Below are 24,281 nucleotides of genomic sequence, written 5' to 3' on the forward strand. Positions count from 1 at the left end.
GCTCGCTGGGCTCATAACCCAGAGGTCGCAGGGTCAAATCCTGTCCCCGCTACCACGGCGAAGGGGCCCAGTACCGAGGTACTGGGTCCCTTCCGCGTTCTCAGGGGGCCGCCCGGGGCGGCGCCCGCGCACCGCAGGGGGGCGGCGCGAGGTCACTCCGCCGGGCGCGTGCGCCCCTCCTCGATGGCGATCCTGCGGTCGGCGGCCGCGGCCACCGACGGCTCGTGGGTGACGATGACGACCGCCGTGCCCCGGGTGCGGGCCTGCGCCAGGAGCTGCTCCATGATCTGCTCGCTCGTGGCGCCGTCCAGGGCGCCCGTGGGCTCGTCGGCGAGCACCATGGCCGGGTCCATGCTCAGCGCCCGTGCCAGGGCCACACGCTGCTGCTCACCGCCGGAGAGCTGGTGCGGCCGGGAGGTGATCCGGTCCCGCAGCCCCACCGACTCCAGCAGCCTGCGGCCGTGCGCCCGGCGCCGGACGGCGGGCACCCCGCCCAGCACCATCGGCACGCACACGTTGGCCAGCGCGGTGCGCCGCTCCAGCAGGTGGAAGGACTGGAAGACGAACCCGACGCCGGCGTTGCGCAGGCGGGCGCGGCGGCCCTCGCCCAGCCGCGCCACGTCGACGCCGTCGAAGACGTGCTCGCCCCCGTCGGCCCGGTCCAGCAGCCCGATCATGTTGAGCAGCGTGGACTTGCCCGAGCCGGACCGGCCGACGATCGCCACCACCTCGCCGCGGCCCACCTCCAGCGCGCAGTCGACCAGGACCGGCAGGCGCCGGCCGTCCACGGTGAAGGACTTGTGCAGGCCGCTGATGCGCAGCAGCGGATCGGATCCGCCCATCAGCCGACCTCCGCCAGCTCGTCCTCGGGCCCCTCGCCGTCCCCGCCGCCGGGCACGTCGAACTCCTCGGACAGCGGGACCGGGTCGAGCACCTGCTCGCCCTCCTCCAGCCCCTCGGTGACCTCGATCATCTCGCCGTCGGTGATCCCGAGGGCCACGTCGCGCTCCTCCTCGGCGCCGTCCGGCCCGACCACGACGACCTGCCCCTCCTCGGTGCCGCCGCGCACGGCGGTGGCCGGGACCAGCAGCGCGCCCTTCGAGGAGCCGGTGGTGACCGAGACCTTGCCGGTGACCCCGGCGAACACCTTCATGTCGTCGGGCACGCGGCAGGTGAGCTGGGCGGTGGCCTCCCCGCCCCCGGAGTCCGCCTCGGGCATCATGAACTCGTCGGGCATCTCCTCGTCCCCGTCGTCGGAGCCGCTGTCGGAGGAGGAGTCCTTGGCGCCCAGGGAGATCAGCCCGCACTCCTCGGCGGGCGGCCCCTTGTCGATCTTGAGGGTGATCTCCTCGGGGTCGTCGTAGAAGCGGTACAGGTCGTTGGGCGGGATCTCGGCGACCGCGCGGTACCGGCCCCCGCTGATCGAGGCGACGGCCGCGCCGGGCTCCACCGGGTCCCCGGCCTCCAGGTCGCCCAGGCCGGTGACCTTCCCGCCGACCGGCGCGGTGAGGTTCTGCTCCTGCATCCGCGGGCCGTCCCCGCCGTCCGCGCCGCCCTCGCCCTCCGCGTCCCCGCCGCCGTCGGCCGGGGCGTCGGCGGGGGCGCGCACCGTGGCGATCGGCGCGCCCTGGGCGACCTCCTGGCCCTCGCCGACCCACACGCGGGTCACGGTGCCCCCGCGCTTGGCGACGACCTCCTTGGCGGGGTCCTCCTGGACGACGGCGTCCAGCACGACCGTGTCGGTGATGTCGCCGACCTCCACCGGGACGGCGGAGGACTCGGTGAGCCCGCCGCCCGCGGCGGCCTCGTCGGGCGGCGGGGGGCCGCCGCCCCACAGGGCCCAGGCGCCGCCCGCTCCGCCGACCAGCACGACGGCGACCGCCGCGACGATGATCCATCTCTTCACGTGATCCGCTCCTCTTCGCGCGGCCGTCGGCCCGGCCGCTCGTCACTCCGGTCGGCCGTCATTCCCGCAGCCCCGCCACGACTGAGATGCGCAGCGCCCGCCAGGCCGGGATGATCCCCGCGAGCAGCCCCACCCCGGCCGCGCTTCCCAGACCCACCAGGACGCCGGACACCGGGACGGTGACCACCACCCCGTCCGGCAGCATGTCCGCGAGCAGGGAGTGGGCGACCCCGGCCGCGCCGTAGCACAGCGCCAGCGCGATCACCCCGGCGACCATGGCCACCACCACCGCCTCGGCGACCACCACGACGAACATGGACAGCCGGTCGGCGCCCATCGCGCGGTAGACGGCCAGCTCGCGGCGGCGCTCGCGGACGGTCACCAGCCCCACGTTGAGCACGCCGAGTAGGCCGGTGGTCAGGGTGATGGCGGCGATGCCCAGCAGGCCCAGCGACAGGTAGCCCAGGACCTCGTCGATCGCCTCGGCGTCGTCCATCCGGTAGACGTCGATGGTGCCCGCGTCGGCGTCGGGCGCCCAGCGCCAGGCGGCGCCGGCGAGCCGGTTCTTGAACCCCTCGGGGTCGGCCCCCTCGGGCGGGACCCGGACCGCGTACTGGAGGCCGCCCATCATCCCGGCGGCCTCGGAGACCCCCTCGGGGAAGGCCATCTCCTCGGAGGCGGGGGAGTTGAGCAGGTAGGCGGTCCCGCCCTCGCCGCCGAAGGAGTCCATGGCGGTGGACTCCACCACTCCGACCACCCGTACGTCCCGCCATTGGCGGCTTCCGATCTGCAGGCCCTCGAACCCGCCGTCGGCCTCCAGCTGGTCGGCCAGCTCGTCGGTGAGCACCACGACCGGGGCCAGTGACCCGGTGTCGCCCTCCTCGAACCACCGCCCCTCGGTGAGGTTCATCCGCCGGATGTCGTCCAGGTCGGGGTCGGTGACGGTGAACTGCACGTCCCGGATCTCCTGGTCCCCCTGGCGCAGGCGTATGCCGGACTGGGGGGAGAAGTTCATCGCGGCGGCCTGGGCGCCGGCGCGCTCCAGGTCCTCCTTGAGGGCGGCGGGGTCGTCGACGTTCCCGGGCAGGGTGACGTCGTAGGTGGCGGCGACGCCCCAGTTGGCCTCGGAGTAGGCGATCGCGTAGCGCTCGCCGACGTGCCCGGCGGTGACCACGGTGATCAGGGCGGCGACGCCGACGACGATTCCGGCGCAGGACAGGATGGTCCGCGAGACGTTGGCCCGGGAACCGGCGAAGGCCAGGACGAGGCCCGAGGTGAGTGAGCGCAGCAAGCCGACGGCCCTTCCTCGGCGGGTCGGGGGTGGGGTGGGCCCGATGGGGTCCATCGACATCATCGCGGAGGAGGGGGGCGGCGGTTCCCCGCAGTGGCGGGCGATTCGGGCTGTTTTACGGACCGCCCGAATCGGGGCGGGGGAGGCGTGCGGACCGTTTGCGCCGAGTGGTCCGGCACGGCCTGCACCGACGCGTCCGCGGCGGCGGCCGGCCGACGGGGCGGGCGGCGCGCAGGCGCCGCCCGGAAGGGCCGCCGAGTGGCCGGATCCGGCCGGGCGGTGGGTCGGCGGGGTTGGGGTGTGGGGGAGGGTGGCGACGAGGAGAGGCCGGCGGCCCGCGCCGCAGCGCTGTCGGCCGTGGGGCAGGGGCGGATTGGGTGGTGAAATCGACGCCTGATCTGCCTAAAACCGTCGGTTTTACGACGCAGGATGCCCGGACCCCTCTCCTGGTGTCCGGTATGCCCGGTATGTGATGTCCGGGCGGCTCCCTGCGTGGTGATCTCGGGGAAGTCGGGGGTGGACCGGACGCGATGAGCCCGACTACACCGGTCGGCCGCCGGGTCACTTCACGCGGAAGCCGTCGCAGGAGATGAACGCGCCGTCCTCGGCGGACGACCAGACCACCGTGTAGGTGCCCTTCCCCGGGTCCGCGGCGACGAAGTCGCCCGGGAACTCCAGCTCGGCCCAGGAATCGCCGGAGGCCTGCGCCTCGGCGCCCCCGAGGGCGCCGTCCGGTCCGGCCACGTCGGCGCGGACCGCCAGGTCGGCCCCGCCCGCGGCGTCGCGCAGGCCGAGCGGGGCCGGGTCGCCGTCGAGGGGCTTGCGCGGGGCGGAGGTCTCCCACTCCCCGGGAACGGCGGTCGACGCGCGCGGCTCGCACGCGGCGGAGCCGGGGGCGAAGCGCATCTCGGACGGTGCGGGCTCCGGGGCGGCCGAGGCCTCGGCGGCGCGGTCGGCGGCGATCCGGGCCTCCAGCTCGGCGGTGTCCGGGCGGGGCGCCGCCCCGCACCCGGCGGCGGTCAGCGCGCACGCGGCGGCCAGGGCGGCCGCGGCGGTCCGGGGCGGGCGGTGGGCGTCACGGTGATCTGCGGGCACGGACCGAAATCTACTACGGAGTGTGTCCGAGCGATTGCGATCCGTTGAATCGGTGGGCGCGGCCCGGCCTGGGCTCAGACCGGGCGGACCGGCGTCGGCCCTCCGTTCAGCCAGGTCAGCACGCGGTCGTGCAGGGCGCCGTTGGTGCACACCAGGGCGCCCCCGTCGGCGAAGTTCTGCCCGCGCAGGTCGGTGGCGCGCCCCCCGGCCTCCTCCAGCAGGACCGGCAGCGGCGCGGCGTCCCACAGGGACAGCTCCGGCTCGGCGGCGACGTCCACCGCGCCCTCGGCGACCATCACGTGCGACCAGAAGTCGCCGTAGGCGCGGGTGCGCCACACCGAGCGGGTCAGCCCCAGGAACGCCTCCAGGCGCCCGTGCTCCTCCCACTCGGCCATGTCGGAGAAGGAGAGCGAGGCGTCCTCCAGCTCGGAGACCTTGGACACCCAGCAGCGGGTCGCCTTGGTCAGGCTGCGCCCGGTCCAGGTGCCCCCGCCGAGCGTGGCCCACCACCGGCGGAACAGCGCCGGCGCCGAGATCAGGCCCACCACCGGCCGGTCGTGCTCCAGCAGCGCGATCATCGTGGCCCACACGGGGACGCCGCGGACGTAGTTCTTCGTGCCGTCGATGGGGTCGACCACCCACACGCGGTGGCTGTTGCCGGTCTTCCCGTACTCCTCGCCCACCACGGCGTCGCGGGGGCGCGCGCGGGACAGGACGCTGCGGACCGTCTCCTCCACCGCGCGGTCGGCCTCGGTCACGGGGGTCAGGTCCGGCTTGGTCTCCACCTGCAGATCCAGGGAACGGAAATGCTGCAGAGAGATGTCGTCGGCCGCGTCCGCCAGGACGTGGGCCAGACGCAGATCATCGTCAAAGGACGCCATGGCCGGTAACGCTACCGTCCCCGCACGCCCCGCGGCAGTCCGGCACCCCCGCGTACGGGGGATTCCCCGCCGAAGGGCACGGCCTGGGCCCCTCTTGCCGGGGGCCGGGGATGGCACCATTGCCCTATGGCCTCCGAAGCATCCTCCCCCGCGGCACCACGGGCGCCGGGCGCCCCGCGCCAGGGCGACGTCCGCGAGCGGCTCCTCGACGCCGCCTACGCGGCCGTGGTCGCGGGCGGGTGGGCGCGCATGCGGATGGCCGACATCGCGGCGAACGCGGGCGTGTCCCGGCAGACGCTGTACAACGAGTTCGGCACCAAGGAGGGGCTGCTGCAGGCGGTGGTCATCCGGGAGGCCGACCGGTTCCTGGACCGCACCGAGGCGATCGTCTCCGGCCACCCGGGCGACCCGGCCGAGGCGGTCCGCGAGGCGGCGCTGTGGACGCTGCGCGCCTCGGCGGAGAACCCGCTGGTGCGGGCGGTGATCACCGGCGAGGGGGAGCTGCTGCCGGTGCTGACCACCCGCTCCCGGCCGCTGCACCTGGCGCTGCAGGAGCGGATGAACGCCTACCTGCGCCGCCACCACCCGCGCCTGGGGGAGCGGGGCGAGGTGCTGGTGGAGGTCTCCGCCCGGCTGATGGTGTCCTACGTGGTGTCGCCGACCGACCCCGAGGTGGCGGCCTCGCGCGTGGAGGCGGTGGCCCGCGCCCTGACCGGGCCGGTGCGCGAGAACGCCTGAGGCCGGCGGCCCTGTCCGGGCGGTGCGGCGGTTTCCCTTTTCTCCCGTTCGGGACGAGACTGGCAGGGTGAGCGAGACACCGACCGCGCCGCCCCGGCCCGCGGCGCCCGCACTTTTGTTCGACCTCGACGGCACCCTCATCGACAGCGTGTACCAGCACGTCATCGCCTGGCGGAACGCGCTCGCCGAGGCCGGGATCGACCTGGCCGTCTGGCGCATCCACCGGCGCATCGGGATGAGCGGCGGGCTGTTCGTCAACGCCCTCATGCGCGAGACCGGCCTCAAGCTCACGGCCGAGCAGGTGGAGGAGGTCCAGCGGGCGCACGCCGAGGAGTACCTCAAGCAGCGGGCGTCGGTGGTGCCCCTGCCCGGGGCGGTGGAGCTGCTGCGCACCCTGAGCGACCGGGGCATCCCCTGGGCGATCGCCACCAGCGGGCAGCGCCGCACCGCCGGGCACGCCCTGGAGCTGCTCGGGCTGCCCGAGGACACCGTCATGGTCACCCGCGACCAGGTGCGCTTCGCCAAGCCCGACCCGGACCTGTTCCTCGCCGCCGCCGGCCGTCTGGGCGCCGACCCCCGGCAGACCATGGTCGTCGGCGACCGCGTGTGGGACCTGCTGGCCGCCCGCCGCGCCGGCGCGCTCGGGGTGGGGCTGCTCTCCGGCGGCTACGGCCGCGACGAACTGGAGCGCACCGGCGCCTACCGGGTCTACACCGACCCGGCGGACCTGCTGGCGCGCCTCGACGAGCTGGGCGTGCGATCGGGGGACGAAGCGGTGTGACGGGCGGCGGCGGGCGACCGGAAAAGCGGGTGACGGCCCGCGCGGCCTCTGCTTGCATAGGGGCCATGTCCGACCCTGACGCCCTGCGCCTGCTGGGCCTGCTCAGCGCCCCGGACCGGCTGCGCGCGCTGTCGGCGCTGGTGCTCGGCGCCCGCACCGGCGAGGAGGTCGCCGCCCGCACCGGGATGCCCGCCAGGGACGCGCTGGCCGCCCTGGAGAGGCTGGAGCGCGGCGGCGTGGCCGTGCGCGAGGAGGGGGAGTGGCTGCCCCGGCCCGAGGCGCTGCGCGAGGCGGTGGCCCGCGCGGCCGAGTCCCGGGCGGCCCGCGTCGAGGAGCCGGCCGCCGAGGGGGCGGGCCGTGAGGAGGCCAAGGTCCTGCGGTCGTTCCTGCGGGAGGGCCGCATCGTGGCGCTGCCGGTGCAGCGGGCCAAGCGGATGGTGGTGCTGGACCACGTGGCCCGCGCCTTCGAGCCCGGGGTGCGCTACAGCGAGCCCGAGGTGAACGCGGTGCTGCGGGCGTTCCACTCCGACCACGCGTCGCTGCGCAGGGCCCTGGTCGACGAGGGCTTCCTGGACCGCGACAGCGCGCGCTACTGGAGGTGCGGAGGCACCGTGGACGTGTGAGGCGGGGAGCCTCCGGGCCGACTCCTCCGGGCCGCCGTGGTCAGGCGCCCTCTTCGCCCGCCCTGCTGGCCAGCAGACGCCGCAGGGAGGCCACGCGCAGCTCCGACAGCCTCCCCCCGGCCGCCCACGCGTCGAGGGCGCACCCCTGGGCGTCGGCCGTGTGCGGGCAGCCCGGCGGGCACTCGGCGACGGCCTCCTCCAGGTCGGGGAAGCCCGCCACCACGTCGTCGGGGTCGATGTGGGCCAGCCCGAAGCTGCGCACCCCCGGGGTGTCGATGATCCAGCCGTCCCGGTAGGGCAGCGCCACCGCCGAGGTCGAGGTGTGGCGGCCGCGCCCGGTCACCGGGTTGACGTGGCCCACCGCCCGCGCGGCCTCCGGGACCAGCCGGTTGACCAGCGTCGACTTGCCCACCCCGGAGGAGCCCACGAGCACGCTGGTGCGGTCGGCGAGCAGGCGCTCCAGGTCCGACAGGTCGCCCTCGTGGTCGGTGACCACGTGGCGCAGGCCCAGCGAGGAGTAGCCGTCCAGCAGGCCGCCGGGGCGGGCCAGGTCGGCCTTGGTCAGGCAGAGCAGCGGGTCGAGCCCGGCGTCGTAGGCGGCGACCAGGCACCGGTCGATCAGCCGCGGCTGCGGGTCGGGGTCGGCGAGCGAGCAGACCACCACCAGCTGGTCGGCGTTGGCGACGATCACCCGCTCCACCGGGTCGGTGTCGTCGGCGGTGCGGCGCAGCACCGAGTCGCGGCCCTCCACCCGCACGATGCGGGCCAGGGTGTCGGGTGTCCCGGACAGGTCGCCCACCAGCGCCACCCGGTCGCCCACCACGATGCTGCCGCGGCCCAGCTCGCGGGCCTTCATCGCGGTGACCTCCCGGCCGTCGACCAGGCACCGGTAGCGGCCCCGGTCCACGGCGGTCACCATCCCGGCGGTGGCGTCCTCGTGCTTGGGGCGCTTGCGGGTGCGCGGGCGCGATCCCCCGCGCGCGCGGACACGGACGTCGTCCTCGTCCAGGTGGCGGCCGCCGCCCCTCACGCCAGGACCCCCGCCCACAGTTCGGGGAAGTCGGGCAGTGTCTTGCCCGTGGTGGCGATGTCCTCCACCTCCACCCCGGGGACGGCCAGGCCGATGACGGCGCCGGAGGTGGCCATGCGGTGGTCCTCGTAGCTGTGGAACAGGCCGCCGTGCAGCGGGCGCGGGCGGACGACCAGGCCGTCGGGCAGCTCCTCGGCGTCCCCGCCCAGGCGGTTGACCTCGCGCACGAGCGCGGCGATGCGGTCGGTCTCGTGGCGGCGCAGGTGGGCGATGCCCGTCAGGCGGGAGGGGGAGTCGGCCAGGGCGGCCACGGCGGCGACGGTGGGGGTGAGCTCGCCGACGGCGCGCAGGTCGGCGGTGATGCCGCGGACCGTGCCGGTGCCGCGGAACTCCAGGCCCGCGTCGGTGAACACGGCCTCGCCGCCCATCCGGGTGAACAGGTCGCGCAGCGCGTCGCCGGGCTGGGTGGTGCGGCGCGGCCAGTCGCGCACGGTGACCCGGCCGCCGGTGACCAGGGCGGCGGCGAGGAACGGGGCGGCGTTGGACAGGTCCGGCTCGACGGTGACGGCCTCGGTCTTGACCGCGCCGGGGGCGACCCTCCACACGTCGGGCTCGGAGGTGTCGACCTGCACCCCGGCCTCGCGCAGCATCTCCACCGTCATGTCCAGGTGCGGCTGGGAGGGGACCGGCGGCCCGGCGTGGCGGACCTCCACGCCCTCGGTGAAGCGGGCGCCGCTGAGCAGCAGTGCGGAGATGAACTGGGAGGAGCCGGAGGCGTCCAGCTCGACCCGGCCGCCGCGCAGGGAGCCGGTGCCGTGCACGGTCATGGGCAGGGCGCCGCGTCCGCCGTCGTCGATGTCGGCGCCGAGCGCGCGCAGGGCCTCCAGCAGAGGGCCGACGGGGCGCTCGCGCGCCCGCGGGTCGCCGTCGAAGCGCACGTCGCCGTCGGCGAGGGCGGCGAGCGGGGGGACGAACCGCATCACGGTCCCGGCGTTGCCCACGTCCAGGTGCACCGGGCCGCGCAGGGTGGCGGGGGAGACGGACCAGTCCTCCCCGTCCTCGTGGACCTGCGCACCCAGGGAGCGCAGGGCGTCGGCCATCAGGCGGGTGTCGCGGCTGCGCAGCGGGCGGCGCACGGTGGCGGGCGTCTCGGAGAGCGCGGCGAGCACGAGGGCTCGGTTGGTCATCGACTTCGATCCGGGCAGCGCGACCTCGGCGTCCACGGGGCGTTCGGCGGTGGGCGCGGGCCAGTGCGGTGCGGAAGCAGGCATGCCTCCAGCCTAGCCGCCGGGTGCGGGGGGCCTGCCGGGCTCGCCGGGCCGCGCGCGTGCGAAGCTGGCGCCGCGGGAATCCGCGGGGAGCCGTGATAAGGGCGCGGAGACGCGCGGAGAGGCGACCGCGGGTGTACGAGCGACGGAAGGCGGGGCGATGGCGGCGGAGACACGGCACCGGGACAAGGAGCACGGCTACGAGGTGCGCGTCCGGTGGACGGGCAACCAGGGCGAGGGCACGGCGTCCTACCGGGCCTACGGGCGCGACCACGACGTGGAGGCGGACGGGCGGCCGCTGCTGAAGGGGTCGGCCGACAAGGCGTTCCGGGGCGACCCGGAGCGCTGGAACCCGGAGGACATGCTGGTGGCGGCGCTGAGCGAGTGCCACATGCTGTCCTACTTCGCGCTGGCGGTGGGCGCCGGTGTGAACGTGGTCGCCTACGAGGACCGGGCGACGGGCACCATGGTCACCCACGCGGACTCCAGCGGGGAGTTCACCGAGGTGGTGCTGCACCCGGTGGTGACGGTGGCGGAAGCCTCCATGGTGGAGAGGGCCGAGGGCCTGCACGAGAAGGCGCACGCGGCGTGCTTCATCGCACGGTCGGTGAACTTCCCCGTGCGCAACGAGCCGGAGATCCGGGTGCAGGGGGAGTAGGACGGCGGGGGCGGCCGCTCCGCGCGCCGCCCCGGCCCGCGCCACCCGGCCGCGGCCTCACTCCCCGCCGGGGGTCTGCATCAGGCCGAAGCCGGCGCCCTCGGGGTCGGTAAGGGCGGCCGCGGTGACGCCGCCGGGCATGCGCATGGGCGGCATGACGGTGGTGCCCCCGGCCCCGGCCGCCTTGGCGACGGTGCCCTCGATGTCGGCCGTCGCGAACGAGGGGAGCCAGTGCGGGGGGATCCCCTTCGGGTAGCCCTCGTCCGAGCCCTGGTCGAAGACGCCGCCGAAGGGGGTGCCGCCCACGGAGAGGACGCGGTAGCCGGTGCCGCCGCCGAGGTCCCAGCCGAAGAGGCGGCCGTAGAAGTCGGAGGCCGCGGCCACGTCGCGGGTGTGCAGGTCGACCCAGCACAGCGAACCGGGCTCACCCATGAGCTGGGCCCCGGCGAATTCCTTGGCCTGCCAGAGCTGGAAGACCGCGCCGGCGGGGTCGGCGGCGACGGCGAAGCGCCCCTCGTCGAAGACGTCCATGGGGCCGAACACGGCCGCGCCGCCGAGCCCGCGGACCGCGTCGAGGGCGGCGTCGACGTCCTCCACCCGGAAGGAGACGTTCCAGGCGACGGGCTGGTCGTCCCCGTAGAGGGGGGTGATGGCGGCGACGCGGCGGCCGCCGAGCGAGGCGGTGGTGTACCCGCCGGCCTCGGGGCGGGGGTCGGTGGCGGTGTCCCAGCCGAACACCTTGCCGTAGAAGTCCTCCTGGCGGGGGATGTCCCTGGCCCCGAGCTCGACCCAGCAGGGTCCGTTGACCTTGGGTTCGGTCGTCATCGCCGGTCTCCAGTTCCGCTGTCGCTGTCCGCTTCCGGCCGCTGAACGTCCGCCGTCGGCGGCCGACGTCCCGGATGCTAGGCGGAGGCGGTGCCGTTTTCCGGTCGACGCGCGGCTGATGGGCGTGACCGTTCCGCGCGGGACTTCTCCGCAGGTCGGAACGGGCGGGTACTGCGCAGCGTCGGACCGTAGGCCGTTGAGATGTGGTCGAATCGGTAAGGTCGGGCGGTCCGGTGGTCGGGCGGCCGGGCGGTCGGAGGCCGCAGGGAGCCACGGAAGGCCGTGGGAAGGGCAGGACGCTGTGCAGTGGATCGGGGTTCTCGGTTTGGCCGTGGCGGTCGTCTGCGGCTACCTGACCTGGAGGACCAACAAGCGCGTGTCGTCGGTGGAGCGGGTGGAGACGCTGCCGGTGAGCGAGCTCAAGGCGCTGCACAAGGCGGCGTCGGACGCGGCGGGGCCGGGGCACTTCCGTCAGCAGGTGGAGATCGTCGGCGCCGCGCGGGCGCACAAGAACGGGCTTCTGCGCTCCAAGCTGGAGGAGCGGGAGTGCGTCTGGCACCGGCACCGGATCACCCGCAAGTACGAGGAGACCTACCGGGACAGCGACGGCAACCGGAAGCGCCGGAAGAAGAGCCAGGTGGTGTCCTCCTTCACCAGCTCGACGGCGTTCTTCGTGGAGGACGGCACGGGTCGGGCGGTCGTCCGCCCCGGGGACCTGGTGGTCGACGGGGCGGAGAAGACGCTGGACACCTTCGAGCCGCACCAGGGCGGCGGACGGGTGCGGATCGGCCCGATCACCCTGGACGGGGGCGGCGGCGGGACGCTCGGCTACCAGAAGGAGGAGTGGATCGTCCGGGCCGGTGTCCGGCTGTTCGTGCACGGTGAGGCGTCCGACGAGAACGGGCGGCTGGCCATCGCCGCACCGGCGGAGGACGGCGAGTACATCATCTCGGCCAGGTCCGAGGCCGAGATCAGGAAGAGCGAGAACAACAAGTTCCTGGCGTTCGCGATCGGCACCGGCGTGAGCGCGGTGGCGGGCGTGGCGTTGCTGGTGGCGGGCCTGTTGACCTGATGGGCCCACGGGGCGGCCCCGCCGGGAGGACGGGGCCGCCGGGGCGGGTCAGGCACCCAGGTGGGCGACGATGCGGGCGACCATGTCCTGCGTGTCGCTCATCTGCGTCTTGAGGGTGGCCACGTCGCTCTTGAGGGTGGCCACATCGCTTTCGAGAGAACCGAGGCGTCCTTCGACCGCGTCGAAGCGGAGGTTGACCTGCCGGAACCCCTCTCGGGTCTCGCGCCGGTGCTCCATGAAGGCATCGGCGAGGGAGTTGATCCGGTCGTCGGTGTTGGCCTGGTAGGCCTGGATCCTCTGCTTGTCCAGAGAGTGTTCGACGAAGGCGGCCTCGAGGTTGGTGATCCGCCGTTCGAGCTTGCGCATCGGGGTGTCCCCTTCCAGTAGGGAAGCAGGTGTTCACAGGTTAGCCGTGGTGCTGGTGCCGAGCGGGTCATCGCGTGAGCCTGTGGATGACTGCGAGGAGCGCCAGAGTACCTTACTTGTAAGGACCTGTCAGATGATGTCGTGCGACGTAATACAGCGTTTGAGGGCGAATAGTGTCGTTGTATGGAGATCGATCTCGACGGCCCGGAACCGCTGTACGAGCAGATCGCGGACATGCTGAGCGCCCGCATCGCGGAGGGGACATATGAACCGCGACGCAGGATCCCGTCCGAGGCGGCGCTGTGTGAGGAGTTCTCCGTCTCCCGGCCGACCGTGAGAGCGGCCGTGAAGCTCCTGAACGATCGAGGGCTCACCGTGACGGTGCGCGGAAAGGGCACCTTCGTGGCAGAAGCGCGCCCCGAATCCGAGGCGGGCGATCGGGCCAATCGGTGAGTGGCCGACCGGGAATCGGGCTACCTTGGCGGCATGCGCCTCAACCTGACAGGGCCGCAGCTTGCCTACGTCGCGGTGGCCGACCATATCGCCGCGCGGATCGAGGCGGGGGAGCTGCGCCCCGACATGCAGCTACCTCCTGAGCGCGAGCTGGCTGAGGAGTACGGGGTCGCCTACATGACCATCCGCCGTGCCAACAAGGAGCTGAGGGAGCGCGGACTCATCGTTACGGTCCACGGCAAGGGGACGTTCGTCGCCGGGGAGGAATGAGCTCGGCGTCGGCTCCGGTCAGCGGAAGGACCAGCCCGACCATCGGACGACGTGGACCAGGATGACCGGTCCCTCCGGGCGCCTGTCGGCATATTGGGGGTACTTCGCCTGCAACGTGTCCAGGGCGTGTTCGCGCTGCTCCCCTCGGCCGACGACCTGTGCCGTGCCGTCCGCCCGTGCCCACCAGAGCTGGGACCAGTCGTCCGAGTACACGTCCGCCAGCAGGCACACCTTCGGGTTCTGCCCGATGTTCGCCAGGCGCTTCACGTTCACGGTCGACTTGGGCTTGTGGTCGATGGCGATGGCGACGGTGTCGCCGTCGACCGCGAACGTCACCGGCACGCAGTGCGGCCACCCCTCTTCGGAGACGGTGGACAAGCGAGCCACACTGCTCTCGGTGAAGGCTTTCCGGGCTCGTTCGGGGGGCCAGCGCACTGTTCGACCTTGGCACACGTAGCGGCCCCGGCTCCAGGGGAGGGGGCCGGGGCCGCTTGCCGGTCACCTCGTCACACGCCCACGCCCTTGCGCATGGCGCGGGTGCCTAGGGTCAGGCCCACTGCGGCGACGGCCGCCGCGGACAGGGCTCCCCAGGCGATCGACGGGTCGGTGAACGAACCGGTGAACAGGGCCCGCATCGCGTCGGCGATGTGGGTCACCGGGTTCACCGTCGCCACCGTCTGCAACCACTGCGGACCGAAGTCCATCGGGAGCAGCACCCCCGACAGCAGCATCAGCGGGAACACCGCCAGCTGCGTCACCCCGTAGAACAGCTCCCCGCTCGGGGCCGACTTCATGGCCAGCAGGAACGACAGCGAACCCAGCCCCACGCCGAACACGGCGAGCAGGAGCAGTCCCGCCAGCAGCCCGAGCGGGTAGAGCTCGAATCCCATGGGCACGGCCAGCAGCACGATGAGCACGGCCTGCACCAGCAGCACCGCGAACTCCTTCAGCGCCCTCCCGATCAGCATCGCCGTGCGGTTCATCGGGCTGACCAGCATGCGCTCCATCGCGCCGCCCAGCAGCTCCACCAGCAGGTTGTAACCGGCCATCATCGGTCCGAACAGGGTCAGCATCACCAGCACACCGGGGACGAACCACTGCCACGATCCGTCGCCTCCTCCGGCGCCGACCCCTCCCAGCAGCGGGCCGAAGAAGAAGAGGAGCAGCAGCGGCTGCCCCATCGTGAGCAGCATCCCCAGCGGGTCCCGCACCGAAGGGGTGATCTCGCGGGTGAAGACGGTCGCGACGTCGCGGACGAAGGACGCCGCCGGCGAACGGGCGGGAACCGGGGCGGGCGCGAGGGATTCGGTGCGGACGGTCATTCGGTGGGCTCCTCTTCGGTCAGGCTCCGGCCGGTCAGGGCCAGGAACACGTCGTCCAGGGTCGGGCGCACCCCGCGTGCGGTGGCGACCTTGATCCCGGCCCCCTCCATCGCGGCGAGCAGCTCGGGCAGGGCCGTGTCCGCGTTCGGGACGGGGATGCGCACGGTGGTGTCGGCGGGTTCGGCGGGAGCGGGGGACGGGTCCGGCGCGGCGGCTGCCTCGGAGGAGAAGCGGGCGGCGACGCCTCTCGCGCGCTCCGCGTCGGCCGCGTCGCGGAGCCCCAGGTCGATCCGGTCGCCCGCCAGCTCCGACTTCAGCTCGTCGGCGGTGCCGTCGGCGATCGTCCGCCCCCGGTCCACGATCACCACCCGCTCGGCCATGCTGTCGGCCTCCTCCAGGTAGTGCGTGGTGAGGAACAGCGTCATGCCGCTCTCCTCGCGCAGCCGGAGGATGAAGTTCCAGACCTCCGCCCTGCTGTGCGGGTCCAGGCCGGTCGACGGCTCGTCCAGGAACAGCAGCTCCGGCGCGTGCACCAGCCCCAGGGCGATGTCGACCCGGCGCCGCTGTCCGCCCGACAGCGTGGTCGGCGTCCGGTTCGCCAGCTCCTGGAGGTCCAGCCGGTCCAGGAGGGCGTCGGCGCGCTCCCCGGCCCGCGCACGGGTCATCCCGTAGGCCCTGCCTTGCGCCACCAGCTCGTCGCGGACCCGGTGGTGGTCGGAGGCGGAGTTCTTCTGGCCCACGTAGCCGATGCGCCGCCGCACGCCGTCCGGATCCCGGGCGATGTCGCACCCGGCGACGGTCGCCGTCCCCGAAGTCGGGGGGAGAAGGGTGGTGAGCATCCTCAGGGTGGTGGATTTCCCGGCGCCGTTCGGGCCGAGGAAGGCCAGCAGCGTGCCGGCCTCCACGTCCAGGTCGAGGCCGCGCACGGCGTCGACCCGCTCCTTTCCGCGCTTCCGTGTGAAGGTCCTCGACAGTTTCCGGGCATGGATCATGGCCCCTCCTCAGGGGTGGCTCGTAAGGAACGTCGAGCGGGTCCGCGCCCGCTTCTCGGCACGGCAAAGGCCCCCGTTCAGGGGGTGCTCGGCTCGGAAGGGCCTAGATTCTTACCCGGGAAATCGGGAAAAGCAAACGCGAACGTCGTCTTCATGTTCGCTCTGACCTGCGAAAACGATGAAATGCGAACGGGGCGTCGAAGAAATTTTCTTGAGCCCCGGAAGGCATTGGGAACGGCCTTCCGACAGCGGACGGCCCCGGCCCCTTTCGGGGAACCGGGGCCGGGGCGCTTCCTGGTCAGGTGGCGGGGTGGTCCGTCCCGCCCCACTCCTCGGGGCACTCCGTCCCCCGGGCCTCGGGCAGCGCGGCCTCGATCTCGGCCTTGGTGTCGGTGAGCCGCTCGCCCTCGAACACGTCGGGGATCCCCCACCCGGTCCGCGGTATCGAGACCAGCACGTGCGCTCCCGGTTCGATCGCCTCCCGCGGGTCGACGAAGGCCGGGTCGGACACGGTGAGCTCCACGGTGTCCTCGCCCGTCGCCGGCTTGATCCACTCGCTCACCTCCAGCGTGAACGTCACCGTCGGCGGCTCCGGCCCGTACGGCCCGCCGGTGGCCGGGTCGACGGGTTCGACGGGCTCTTCGACCGAGGTGACCTCGCCCTCCACGATCGTCGTGGAGCAGGCGATCCACTCGGGAAGGGTCTGTCCCTGCCCGCCCTCCGGCCCCGCGCCGGGGGCCCCGCCCGCACCCGGGGACCCGCCCGCGGCGGGCTCGGACCGGGGCCCACCGGCCCCTTCCGGCGCGACCGCCAGCAGGCCCGCCGCCGCGGCCGCCACGAGGGCTCCGCCCCCGACGGCCGCCCACCGCAGCCGGGCGCGCCGCGCGGCCGGACCTGTCCGGGAGGGGGCCGGGTCCGCGTTCCCGGCGGGGGAGGGGCGGCCCGCCTCCTCACCGATCACCGCCAGCGCGCGGCGCAGCCGCCGCTCCTCCTGCTCATCGAACGGTTCGCCCATGGTCGTCACTCCATCCCTTCGCGCGTCAGCGACGAGCGCAGCGCCCCGGCGGCGGCGTGCAGCCTGCTCTTGACCGTGCCTTCCGGGACGTCCAAGGCCTGCGCGATCTCACGCACCGTCAGGTCGGCGTAATAGCGCAGCACCAGGACCTGGCGCTGGGGCGGGGAGAGCCCCTCCAGCCCCTCGGCCACGGTGAGCGCCAGGACGCGGTCCTCCTCCAGCCCGGGGGCCGTGCCCCGGGTCCAGCGCGCGGCCAGCCGGTCCCGCAGGCCGGCGTCCCGGCTCCGGTCGCGGTGCCAGTCGACGGCGACGCGCGAGGCGACGGCCGCCAGCCACGCGGCGGGGCGGCGGATCGGCGCGCCCTCCGGCCGGGCCCGGTGCTGGAGGAGCCGCAGGCGCACCTCCTGGACCCCGTCGTCCAGCTCGCTCCACGGCATTCCGCCGAGGGCGAGGACCGCGCGGATCCGCGCCGTGTCCTCGGTCCCGGCGGCCGCCCGGGGCGCTCCGGCCTCGTCCGTGTCGGCGGCGTCGGCGTCACTGTCGTCAGTGTGGGGGCGTCTCGCCATGTCCGCGTCCTCTCGTCTGTGGTGGTGACGGAGAAGTGCACCGGAACGTTCGGCCGCCCCGGCGGGGATTCGCGGCGGAACCCGGGATGGGCGTACGGACGGGGGGCGGGCCGGGCCCTCGGGCCCGGCCCGCCCTGTGCCTCGACCGGCTCAAGCGCGCGTTCGGGTCAGTCGCACGCGCCGCCGGGGGCGGTGGCGTCGGCCGCGTCCGCCTGGGGGCGGGCCGACTCCAGCTCGACGATGAGGGCGTCCGCGCCCTCGCCCGCCAGTTCGTCCTCAAGGGAGTCCGGGGAACCGGCGGAGCCCTGCGCCGAGGCCGCGCTCTGCGCGTCGGCGGCGCTGCGCACCGCACCCTCGAACTCGCCCTTGCCGATCACCCCGTCATCGAAGGGCACCTCGGAGCCCTCCCCGAGGCCGCGCCATTCGGCGGGGGCCGCAGGTTCGCCGGGGGCGCAACGGGCCTCCTCCCAGACCATCGCCAGGATGTAGGTGTGGCCCTGCTCGATCCGGGGCCGACCCGCCAGGGCCATGGGCCGCCGCTGGTCGGTGCCGCCGGTGAAGGCGTACCCCGCGGCCGCGTACTCCCAGGTGTCCGGCGCGGGAGGGGCCCCGTCGCGGGACCACAGGACCCGCTCGGTGTCCAGGGTCAGCTCGCGCCCGACCAGCCCTTCGCCGCGGGCCTCCTCCTCCGCGCTCGGGGGGATCTCCCGCTCGGCGGCCACGCTGACCACGACGACGTGATCGGCGTAGGTGACCCAGTCGGAGGCGGTCCTGCTGGGCAGGTGGTCGGAGCCGTGCGCCAGGAGGACCTCCCCCTGGGCGGCCCCGCCGCCGGATCCGCCGTGCGCGGAACCGGACGCGCTGTCGGTCGTGCCGGTGGAGAGCACCGCCACGGCCGCCGCGCACGCGGCCGCCACCGCACCGATGGCGGCCGCCTTCGCTCGGAAGTCCATGGGAAAGCCCTCCTCTCAGTACGTGCCGTTGATGTTGTCCCGGTTGTTGGCGCCCAGGCCGACGCTGTAGCCGACCGGGGTGACCATGCAGCCCAGCCGCGAATCGGTGTCGCTCAGACGCGGTGAGGAATAGCGGCCGTGCTGAAGGCCGACCGCATGACCGGTCTCATGGCAGGTCAGCCCCGGCGTGTAATGGCCGCGCCCGCGAATTCTGATGTACTGCTGGTCGCACTTGTAGCGCGCGCCGTTCACCGCGTCGTTGCACCAGGTGATTCCGTCGGCCCCGGAAGGGAGCCCGGCCCGGCCCTCCTGGTAGATGACGTCCGTTTCTCCGCTGCCGGAGAATGTGGGCGTCGAATCGTAGGAGATCCTCAGATCGGTGGGGGCGTACTGGTTGCGCATGACGCCGCGGACGGTGCGCTTGTCACCGGCCTCCAGCTTGAACCGCTCGTGGCTGTCCATGTAGTAGCTGACGTTGCGGTTGTCGGTCCGACAGGGGAAGTCGGCCGTGCGGATCGTCATGTTGTTGCAGCGGTTGTCGGTGTTTGCCGTGGGGTACATGTTGTCGGTGACCGCGGCCCAGGCCACGCCGCCTCCGGCGAGCGCGGCGGCGAGCGCGACGGGGACGGCCAGCATCGCCGCCCGCTTTCTCGGCCGCTCTTCGGGTCCCATCATGATTTCCTTTGGGGGATGTCGAAGTTCGATGGGAAGACGATCGCTCCCGGGATTCGAGTCCGGGGCGAGCGTGGGTGCGAGCCTAAATAAATGTTTTGGGGACGAAAAGGGCCCCTGCTCAATTCTCTAGAGAGAGCCGATGGCGGCGGTCCGGTGGAGGGAGGGGGCTAACCGGGAGAAAGGTGGGAGTGAATCGACGTCGGCCATCGGAACCACATTCCGCGCGTCCGGAACCGGCACCGGGTGTTGCCCTTCGGTGCCATCAGGTGTACGGAGCCGGGCGCCGAATGCCTACAGGCCCGGAGGCTCCTCGTCGGGGCGGCGGTCGGTGAAGAGGTGGACGCCGTCGGCGAGGTCGTGGGAGCGGCGGGAGAAGAGGTCGGTGTCGAGGAGCGAGCGGTAGGCGCGGGCGGCGCGCGGGGGCGGGTCGTCGAGTTCGGCGAGGAAGCGGGTGACGTCGGGCTGGATGAGGGTGGGGGCGTGATCGGCGTCGCGGTCGCGGGCCGTCGCGATCCAGAGGCCGTCGGTGCGGCGGATCGACCAGCGGTGGCCGTAGTAGGCGCGGAGGAGTTCGAGGAGGAGGTCGCGCTTGCGGCTCATCGGAGGCCTCCCCGGAGGGCGGCCAGGACCCGGTGCAGGTCCCGAGAGCGGTGGACGGTGGCGATGGTGCGGTCGACTTCGCAGGTGAGGACGTAGCGGCGAACACGGGGTGCGGGAGGGCGGTTCCGGCGGATATCGTTCATCTGTCGTCAGCTCCTGGGTAGCTGGTGGCCACGCCCCCGGACGGCTGCAACCGTCGCGGGGGTCTTTGGTGCCTCCACCATGCCTACGCAGCGAACACGGAGCTAGTGGTTTGCTATCACTATATTTTTTGTCAACCCAGTGAAGAAATGTGAAGGCGTAGTGTAGAACAGTGGTATGCCCTCCAAGGTGAAGCGCGAGTGGACCAGGTTCGGCGCGGAGGTCAAGAAGCTCCGGGAGAAGTCAGGGTTCACGCAGGTCAGGGTCCAGTCTGAGACCGGGATCTCCGCGTCCATGCTGTCGTCGATCGAGAATGCGACACGCGCCCCGAAGCGCAATCATGCCGACATATTGGACCGGGTGTTCGCTGCTGAGGGGGTGTTGATCCGGATCTGGCTCGACGTCAACGACACGGCCTTCATGCCCGATTGGTGGCGGGATATCGGTCTCCTGGAGCGGGAGGCTGTGGAGATCCGTGAATACCAGATGCTGATCATCCCTGGAGTGCTTCAGACCGAGGCCTACGCTCGTGCTGTGATCCGTCCTGGTCGTCCATGGGACTCCCAGGAAGCGGTCGAGAGGGATGTCGAGGCTCGGTTGGAACGGTGGAACCGGCTCCGGGGCGAGGTGCTTCTCTGGTTCGTCGTGGACGAGTACACGCTCACGAGGGTCGTTGAGAGCCGCGAGACGATGGGCGGACAGCTGGACCATGTCGCTCGTCTGATCGACGAGGCTAGGATCCGGCTCCAGGTGATCCCCCAGCCGAAGGTCTATCACCCTGGTATGAGCGGTGCGCTACGGCTTCTCGACTTCAAGGACCGTAGTCCTGTGGCGTTGGTCGAACACTTGGCAGGCGAAGAGATCATCCATGACTCGGACCGGGTGCGTCACCTCCGTACCTTGTACGGAGCTTTACAAGGCGAGGCACTTTCCCTGGAGGAGTCGGCGCATGTGCTCAGGAAGATCAGGAAGGACTACCGAGATGAGTGAGAAGCGGTGGCACAAGTCGAGCTACAGCGGAGGAAGCACAGGAAGCTGTGTCGAGGTTGCTGAAGGGGTCGCAACTGCAGTGCGGGATACCCGAAATCGCGAGAAGGGGCACCTGGAGTTCCCAGCAGCCGAGTGGGCCGCGTTCGTGGTCGGTGCGAGATCCGACGAACTGTGACGCGGCGTCCAGGTTCCATGTGTTCGTCGTTCCTAAGCAGGGGCAGCTCGTTTACATGGAGGCTCGTCCGCCGGATATCCGACCGATGGTGAGGATCAGGAGAGAGTGCGACGACGATGACGAGTGACTGGGTGAAGTCCACCTTCAGCAAGGGCGGTGCCGACAACTGTGTCGAGTGCCGTTCGTTCCTGGGGAGAGCGCTGGTGCGCGACACTCAGAACAGGAACCTCGGGCACCTGAGTTCCTCTTCCGGCGAATGGGTGGCCTTCCTGGCCGCACTGCGGGGCGGTAGATGGTGAGAAGGGGCGCGACCGTGACGGCGAAGGCGAGTGACGAGACTCCCTGGCACAAGAGCAGCCATAGCGGCTCGTCGGGGAGCTGCGTTGAGGTGGCCGAGGTGGAGTCGGCCACGTCTGACTGGGCCAAATCCACCCACAGCACGGGAGCCAATGAATGCTTAGAGGTGCGTGGAGACGCCATCCGCATGGACATGCGTGACAGTCAGCATCCTCACCTCGGACACCTTGGGTTCTCCGCCCCCGAGTGGGCCGCCTTCCTGCGGGCCGCCTGTACCGACGGTCTCTGAGGCCCTGCGGTCCCGGTCGGTGCCGGGGCCGCGCGCGCTTCTCTCTTGGCAGTGCCAGACTTGTTCCCATGTGCGGACGTTTCGCCAGGGCCAGGAACGCCCACGAGCTCCAGCTCGCCTTCGACTTCGCCGAGGTGCCCGACCCCTCCGCCGCGGCCGACCCCCGTTCCCGCCCGCCCCTCGAAGAGCTGGAGCCGGACTACAACATCTGCCCCGGCAGACCCGTCCACGCCGTGCTCGGCACCCCGCCCAACGAGGCCGCCCGGGGCGTCCCGCCCGGCCCCCGCAGCCTGGCCACCTTCCGCTGGGGCCTCATCCCCTCCTGGGCCAAGGACGCCAACGTCGGCTTCAAGATGATCAACGCCCGCGGCGAGACCGCCGCCGAGAAGCCCGCCTTCCGCGCCGCCCTCGCCCACCGCCGCTGCCTGCTGCCCGCCGACGCCTACTACGAGTGGCAGCTCCTCCCCGACGCGGCCCCCGGCACCGCCGAACCCGGCACCTCGCCGGCCACCGACCCCGGGCACAAGCGCCGCAAGGCCTCCTCGAAGAAGAAGCCGTTCTCCGTCTCCTACCCCGACGGCGAGCCGCTCGCCCTGGCCGGGCTGTTCGAGCGCTGGCGCGACCCCGACGCCCCCGAGGACGACCCCGCCGCGTGGGTGTGGAGCTGCACCGTCGTCACCACCCAGGCCACCGGCGGCCTGGCGGACATCCACGAGCGCATGCCCGTCGTCGTCCCCCGCGACGAATGGGCCGCCTGGCTCGACCCGGCCTCCGGCCTGGCCGACGTGCAGCGCGTCATGGCCTCCACCCCGGTCGACTCCTTCGCCGTCCGGGAGGTGTCCACCGCCGTCAACAGCATCAAGAACAACGGCCCTGAACTGCTCGAACCCCCGGCGCCGACCCCCTCGGGCGGGGACGGCACACTTTTCTGACCTCCGCGGCCCCACCCGGCCCCGGGGTGGATCGCGGAGGCACGGCCCGGTTAGGGTGGCCCCGGTCATATGACCGCCGTGCCACGGACGCGCGGCGGCGCACCGTGACGACGGTGCGTGATTCGACAATCGCAAACACGCGGGAGCTCGCGCCATGGCGGGCTGAGAGGGCGGCTGCCTCCAGAAGGCGGCGGTGCCGCCGACCGCAGAACCTGTTCGGGTAATTCCGACGTAGGGAGGCGTGCCTTGACGGCGCTCGACAACGTCCGACACTCCGTGACCACCGGCCCCATCATGGGCTCGACGAAGGTCTACCGGGAGGTCCCCGACCCCGATTCCGGGTCGGTGCTGCGCGTTCCCCAGCGCAGGGTCGGTCTCAGCAACGGCACCCACTTCGACCTGTACGACACCTCCGGCCCCTACACCGACGACGACGCCGACATCGACGTGCACGCCGGGCTCGCCCCGGCGCGCGCCGACTGGATCGCCGCCCGGGAGCCGGTGGGCGGCGCGGTCACCCAGCTGGCCTACGCCAAGGCCGGGACCATCACCCCCGAGATGCGGTTCATCGCCGCCCGCGAGGGCCTCGACCCCGAGTTCGTCCGCTCCGAGGTGGCCATCGGCCGCGCGGTCATCCCCGCCAACCGCTGCCACCCCGAGTCCGAGCCGATGATCATCGGCAAGAACTTCCTGGTCAAGATCAACGCCAACATCGGCAACTCCGCGGTCACCTCCTCGGTCGCCGAGGAGGTGGAGAAGATGGTGTGGGCCACCCGCTGGGGCGCCGACACCGTCATGGACCTGTCCACCGGCAAGCGCATCCACGAGACCCGCGAGCGCATCCTGCGCAACTCTCCGGTGCCCATCGGCACCGTGCCCATCTACCAGGCCCTGGAGAAGGTCGACGGCGACCCGGCCAAGCTGAGCTGGGAGGTCTACCGGGACACCGTCATCGAGCAGGCCGAGCAGGGCGTGGACTACATGACGGTGCACGCCGGGGTGCTGCTGCGGTACGTCCCGCTCACGGCCCGCCGCACCACCGGCATCGTCTCGCGCGGCGGCTCCATCATGGCCGCCTGGTGCCTGGCCCACCACAAGGAGAGCTTCCTCTACACCCACTACGAGGAGCTCTGCGAGATCCTGCGGGCCTACGACATCACCTTCTCGCTGGGCGACGGCCTGCGCCCGGGCTCCATCGCCGACGCCAACGACGAGGCGCAGTTCGCCGAGCTGCGCACCCTCGGCGAGCTGACGCACATCGCCCGCGCGCACGACGTGCAGGTGATGATCGAGGGCCCCGGCCACGTGCCGATGCACAAGATCGCCGAGAACGTGCGCCTGGAGGAGGAGCTCTGCGGCGAGGCGCCGTTCTACACCCTGGGCCCACTGACCACCGACATCGCCCCCGGGTACGACCACATCACCTCGGCGATCGGGGCGGCCCAGATCGGCTGGAACGGCACCGCGATGCTGTGCTACGTCACGCCGAAGGAGCACCTGGGCCTGCCCAACCGGGACGACGTCAAGACCGGCGTCATCACCTACAAGCTGGCCGCGCACGCGGCCGACCTCGCCAAGGGGCACCCCAAGGCGCAGGAGTGGGACGACGCCCTGTCCCAGGCCCGCTTCGAGTTCCGCTGGCAGGACCAGTTCAACCTGGCCCTCGACCCGGAGACGGCGCAGGCCTACCACGACGAGACGCTGCCCGCCGAGCCCGCGAAGACGGCGCACTTCTGCTCCATGTGCGGGCCGAAGTTCTGCTCGATGAAGATCACCCAGGACGTGCGCCGCTTCGCCGAGGAGAACGGCCTGTCCACGGTGGAGGCCATCGAACAGGGCATGGCCGAGAAGTCCGCGGAGTTCGCCGACCAGGGCAAGCGCGTCTACCTGCCGGTGGCCGACTGACGGCCGCCCCGGTGCGGGGACGGCTCATCCCCGCACCGGGGTGAACGGCGCACGGAGGGCGCGCGGGGCACGGTGCCGCCCCGCCGCCCGCCGCGGTCCTCCGGGCGGGCGGAACGCCCGGGGGAGGGGCGGCGTCCGAGGGGTGTTCCGAACCCCTCAGACACCGAAGGGC

The 24,281-nt window shown here is 72.6% G+C and carries 30 protein-coding genes; 13 read left to right on the forward strand and 17 right to left on the reverse strand.

The features are described 5' to 3' along the window. Positions 1-152: 152 nt before the first annotated feature. From O4J56_RS15220 to hisN, 5 genes are all read right to left on the reverse strand, one after another. On the reverse strand, positions 153-842 hold the full coding sequence (locus O4J56_RS15220) for an ABC transporter ATP-binding protein (RefSeq protein WP_270686444.1): 690 nt from the start codon (positions 840-842) through the stop codon (positions 153-155). Then, entirely contained in the window at positions 842-1,906 is a 1,065-nt protein-coding gene (locus O4J56_RS15225) for an efflux RND transporter periplasmic adaptor subunit (protein WP_270686445.1), read from the reverse strand. Before O4J56_RS15225 ends, O4J56_RS15220 begins: the two co-directional genes overlap by 1 nt. Positions 1,907-1,964: 58 nt before the next feature. Beyond that, a complete protein-coding gene (locus tag O4J56_RS15230; RefSeq protein WP_270686446.1) occupies positions 1,965-3,197 on the reverse strand; it encodes an ABC transporter permease in 1,233 nt (410 codons plus the stop codon). 561 nt (positions 3,198-3,758) lie between these two features. After that, complete coding sequence (locus O4J56_RS15235) at positions 3,759-4,292, reverse strand: hypothetical protein (RefSeq protein WP_270686447.1); 534 nt, start codon at positions 4,290-4,292, stop codon at positions 3,759-3,761. Positions 4,293-4,366: 74 nt separating this feature from the next. After that, on the reverse strand, positions 4,367-5,173 hold the full coding sequence (gene hisN, locus O4J56_RS15240; RefSeq protein ID WP_270686448.1) for a histidinol-phosphatase: 807 nt from the start codon (positions 5,171-5,173) through the stop codon (positions 4,367-4,369). A 126-nt stretch (positions 5,174-5,299) separates the two neighbouring features. On the opposite strand from hisN, the gene O4J56_RS15245 reads away from it, so the two are divergent. From O4J56_RS15245 to O4J56_RS15255, 3 genes are all read left to right on the forward strand, one after another. Continuing rightward, entirely contained in the window at positions 5,300-5,911 is a 612-nt protein-coding gene (locus tag O4J56_RS15245) for a TetR/AcrR family transcriptional regulator (RefSeq protein ID WP_270686449.1), read from the forward strand. A 67-nt stretch (positions 5,912-5,978) separates the two neighbouring features. Further along, complete coding sequence (locus O4J56_RS15250) at positions 5,979-6,692, forward strand: HAD family hydrolase (RefSeq protein WP_270686450.1); 714 nt, start codon at positions 5,979-5,981, stop codon at positions 6,690-6,692. A gap of 65 nt (positions 6,693-6,757) precedes the next feature. Next, a complete protein-coding gene (locus O4J56_RS15255) occupies positions 6,758-7,315 on the forward strand; it encodes a DUF2087 domain-containing protein (RefSeq protein WP_408639121.1) in 558 nt (185 codons plus the stop codon). A 40-nt stretch (positions 7,316-7,355) separates the two neighbouring features. Here O4J56_RS15255 and rsgA read toward each other — a convergent pair whose 3' ends face one another. Further along, entirely contained in the window at positions 7,356-8,345 is a 990-nt protein-coding gene (rsgA, locus tag O4J56_RS15260) for a ribosome small subunit-dependent GTPase A (protein ID WP_270686451.1), read from the reverse strand. Continuing rightward, positions 8,342-9,616, reverse strand: coding sequence for a 3-phosphoshikimate 1-carboxyvinyltransferase (gene aroA / locus O4J56_RS15265; RefSeq protein ID WP_270686452.1), 1,275 nt, complete (start codon positions 9,614-9,616; stop codon positions 8,342-8,344). Before aroA ends, rsgA begins: the two co-directional genes overlap by 4 nt. Before the next feature lie 157 nt (positions 9,617-9,773). Here aroA and O4J56_RS15270 point away from each other — a divergent pair, with 157 nt between their 5' ends. Continuing rightward, positions 9,774-10,271, forward strand: a complete 498-nt coding sequence (locus tag O4J56_RS15270; RefSeq protein ID WP_270686453.1) for an OsmC family protein — start codon at positions 9,774-9,776, stop codon at positions 10,269-10,271. A 57-nt stretch (positions 10,272-10,328) separates the two neighbouring features. On the opposite strand, the gene O4J56_RS15275 is transcribed toward O4J56_RS15270, so the two are convergent. Further along, entirely contained in the window at positions 10,329-11,096 is a 768-nt protein-coding gene (locus tag O4J56_RS15275) for a VOC family protein (protein WP_270686454.1), read from the reverse strand. A gap of 331 nt (positions 11,097-11,427) precedes the next feature. Between O4J56_RS15275 and O4J56_RS15280 the strand changes: the two genes are divergently transcribed. Continuing rightward, entirely contained in the window at positions 11,428-12,168 is a 741-nt protein-coding gene (locus O4J56_RS15280) for a GIDE domain-containing protein (protein ID WP_270686497.1), read from the forward strand. A 48-nt stretch (positions 12,169-12,216) separates the two neighbouring features. Here O4J56_RS15280 and O4J56_RS15285 read toward each other — a convergent pair whose 3' ends face one another. Next, complete coding sequence (locus O4J56_RS15285; RefSeq protein WP_270686455.1) at positions 12,217-12,534, reverse strand: hypothetical protein; 318 nt, start codon at positions 12,532-12,534, stop codon at positions 12,217-12,219. A 183-nt stretch (positions 12,535-12,717) separates the two neighbouring features. Here O4J56_RS15285 and O4J56_RS15290 point away from each other — a divergent pair, with 183 nt between their 5' ends. Both O4J56_RS15290 and O4J56_RS15295 read left to right on the forward strand, forming a co-directional pair. After that, positions 12,718-12,987 carry a GntR family transcriptional regulator gene (locus tag O4J56_RS15290; protein ID WP_270686456.1) on the forward strand — a complete coding sequence of 90 codons (270 nt, stop codon included), beginning with the start codon at positions 12,718-12,720 and terminating at the stop codon, positions 12,985-12,987. A 33-nt stretch (positions 12,988-13,020) separates the two neighbouring features. Then, entirely contained in the window at positions 13,021-13,257 is a 237-nt protein-coding gene (locus O4J56_RS15295; protein WP_270686457.1) for a GntR family transcriptional regulator, read from the forward strand. Between the two features lie 18 nt (positions 13,258-13,275). Here the strand turns inward: O4J56_RS15295 and O4J56_RS15300 are convergent, their stop codons facing one another. The 8 genes from O4J56_RS15300 to O4J56_RS15335 all read right to left on the reverse strand — a co-directional run bounded on the left by O4J56_RS15300 (position 13,276) and on the right by O4J56_RS15335 (position 19,380). Further along, on the reverse strand, positions 13,276-13,692 hold the full coding sequence (locus tag O4J56_RS15300) for a TIGR03668 family PPOX class F420-dependent oxidoreductase (protein ID WP_270686458.1): 417 nt from the start codon (positions 13,690-13,692) through the stop codon (positions 13,276-13,278). 71 nt (positions 13,693-13,763) lie between these two features. Then, positions 13,764-14,579, reverse strand: a complete 816-nt coding sequence (locus tag O4J56_RS15305; protein ID WP_270686459.1) for an ABC transporter permease — start codon at positions 14,577-14,579, stop codon at positions 13,764-13,766. Then, positions 14,576-15,571, reverse strand: a complete 996-nt coding sequence (locus O4J56_RS15310) for an ATP-binding cassette domain-containing protein (RefSeq protein WP_270686460.1) — start codon at positions 15,569-15,571, stop codon at positions 14,576-14,578. Before O4J56_RS15310 ends, O4J56_RS15305 begins: the two co-directional genes overlap by 4 nt. 298 nt (positions 15,572-15,869) lie before the next feature. Beyond that, positions 15,870-16,586, reverse strand: coding sequence for a hypothetical protein (locus O4J56_RS15315; RefSeq protein WP_270686461.1), 717 nt, complete (start codon positions 16,584-16,586; stop codon positions 15,870-15,872). A gap of 5 nt (positions 16,587-16,591) precedes the next feature. Further along, a complete protein-coding gene (locus tag O4J56_RS15320) occupies positions 16,592-17,152 on the reverse strand; it encodes an RNA polymerase sigma factor (RefSeq protein WP_270686462.1) in 561 nt (186 codons plus the stop codon). 167 nt (positions 17,153-17,319) lie between these two features. Continuing rightward, on the reverse strand, positions 17,320-18,105 hold the full coding sequence (locus O4J56_RS15325) for a hypothetical protein (protein ID WP_270686463.1): 786 nt from the start codon (positions 18,103-18,105) through the stop codon (positions 17,320-17,322). Positions 18,106-18,120: 15 nt separating this feature from the next. Next, positions 18,121-18,777 carry a hypothetical protein gene (locus O4J56_RS15330; RefSeq protein ID WP_270686464.1) on the reverse strand — a complete coding sequence of 219 codons (657 nt, stop codon included), beginning with the start codon at positions 18,775-18,777 and terminating at the stop codon, positions 18,121-18,123. Between the two features lie 294 nt (positions 18,778-19,071). Next, the gene (locus tag O4J56_RS15335) at positions 19,072-19,380 is read right to left on the reverse strand and encodes a hypothetical protein (RefSeq protein ID WP_270686465.1); all 309 of its coding nucleotides are present in this window, start codon (positions 19,378-19,380) and stop codon (positions 19,072-19,074) included. Between the two features lie 318 nt (positions 19,381-19,698). Between O4J56_RS15335 and O4J56_RS15340 the strand changes: the two genes are divergently transcribed. From O4J56_RS15340 to thiC, 6 genes are all read left to right on the forward strand, one after another. After that, positions 19,699-20,511, forward strand: a complete 813-nt coding sequence (locus O4J56_RS15340; RefSeq protein ID WP_270686466.1) for a helix-turn-helix domain-containing protein — start codon at positions 19,699-19,701, stop codon at positions 20,509-20,511. Continuing rightward, positions 20,504-20,686 (forward strand): DUF397 domain-containing protein, encoded by a 183-nt coding sequence (locus O4J56_RS15345; RefSeq protein WP_270686467.1) that lies wholly within the window; start codon positions 20,504-20,506, stop codon positions 20,684-20,686. The genes O4J56_RS15340 and O4J56_RS15345 overlap by 8 nt, the downstream gene beginning before the upstream one ends. Before the next feature lie 116 nt (positions 20,687-20,802). Further along, on the forward strand, positions 20,803-20,985 hold the full coding sequence (locus O4J56_RS15350; protein ID WP_270686468.1) for a DUF397 domain-containing protein: 183 nt from the start codon (positions 20,803-20,805) through the stop codon (positions 20,983-20,985). Further along, on the forward strand, positions 20,979-21,272 hold the full coding sequence (locus O4J56_RS15355; protein WP_270686469.1) for a DUF397 domain-containing protein: 294 nt from the start codon (positions 20,979-20,981) through the stop codon (positions 21,270-21,272). The genes O4J56_RS15350 and O4J56_RS15355 overlap by 7 nt, the downstream gene beginning before the upstream one ends. Before the next feature lie 68 nt (positions 21,273-21,340). Next, positions 21,341-22,204 carry an SOS response-associated peptidase gene (locus O4J56_RS15360; protein WP_270686470.1) on the forward strand — a complete coding sequence of 288 codons (864 nt, stop codon included), beginning with the start codon at positions 21,341-21,343 and terminating at the stop codon, positions 22,202-22,204. A 294-nt stretch (positions 22,205-22,498) separates the two neighbouring features. After that, positions 22,499-24,109, forward strand: coding sequence for a phosphomethylpyrimidine synthase ThiC (gene thiC, locus O4J56_RS15365; RefSeq protein WP_270686498.1), 1,611 nt, complete (start codon positions 22,499-22,501; stop codon positions 24,107-24,109). The last annotated feature ends 172 nt before the right edge of the window (positions 24,110-24,281 follow it).

Source organism: Nocardiopsis endophytica (genome assembly GCF_027706725.1).
In the GTDB taxonomy this organism is placed as follows: Bacteria; Actinomycetota; Actinomycetes; order Streptosporangiales; family Streptosporangiaceae; genus Nocardiopsis_A; species Nocardiopsis_A endophytica.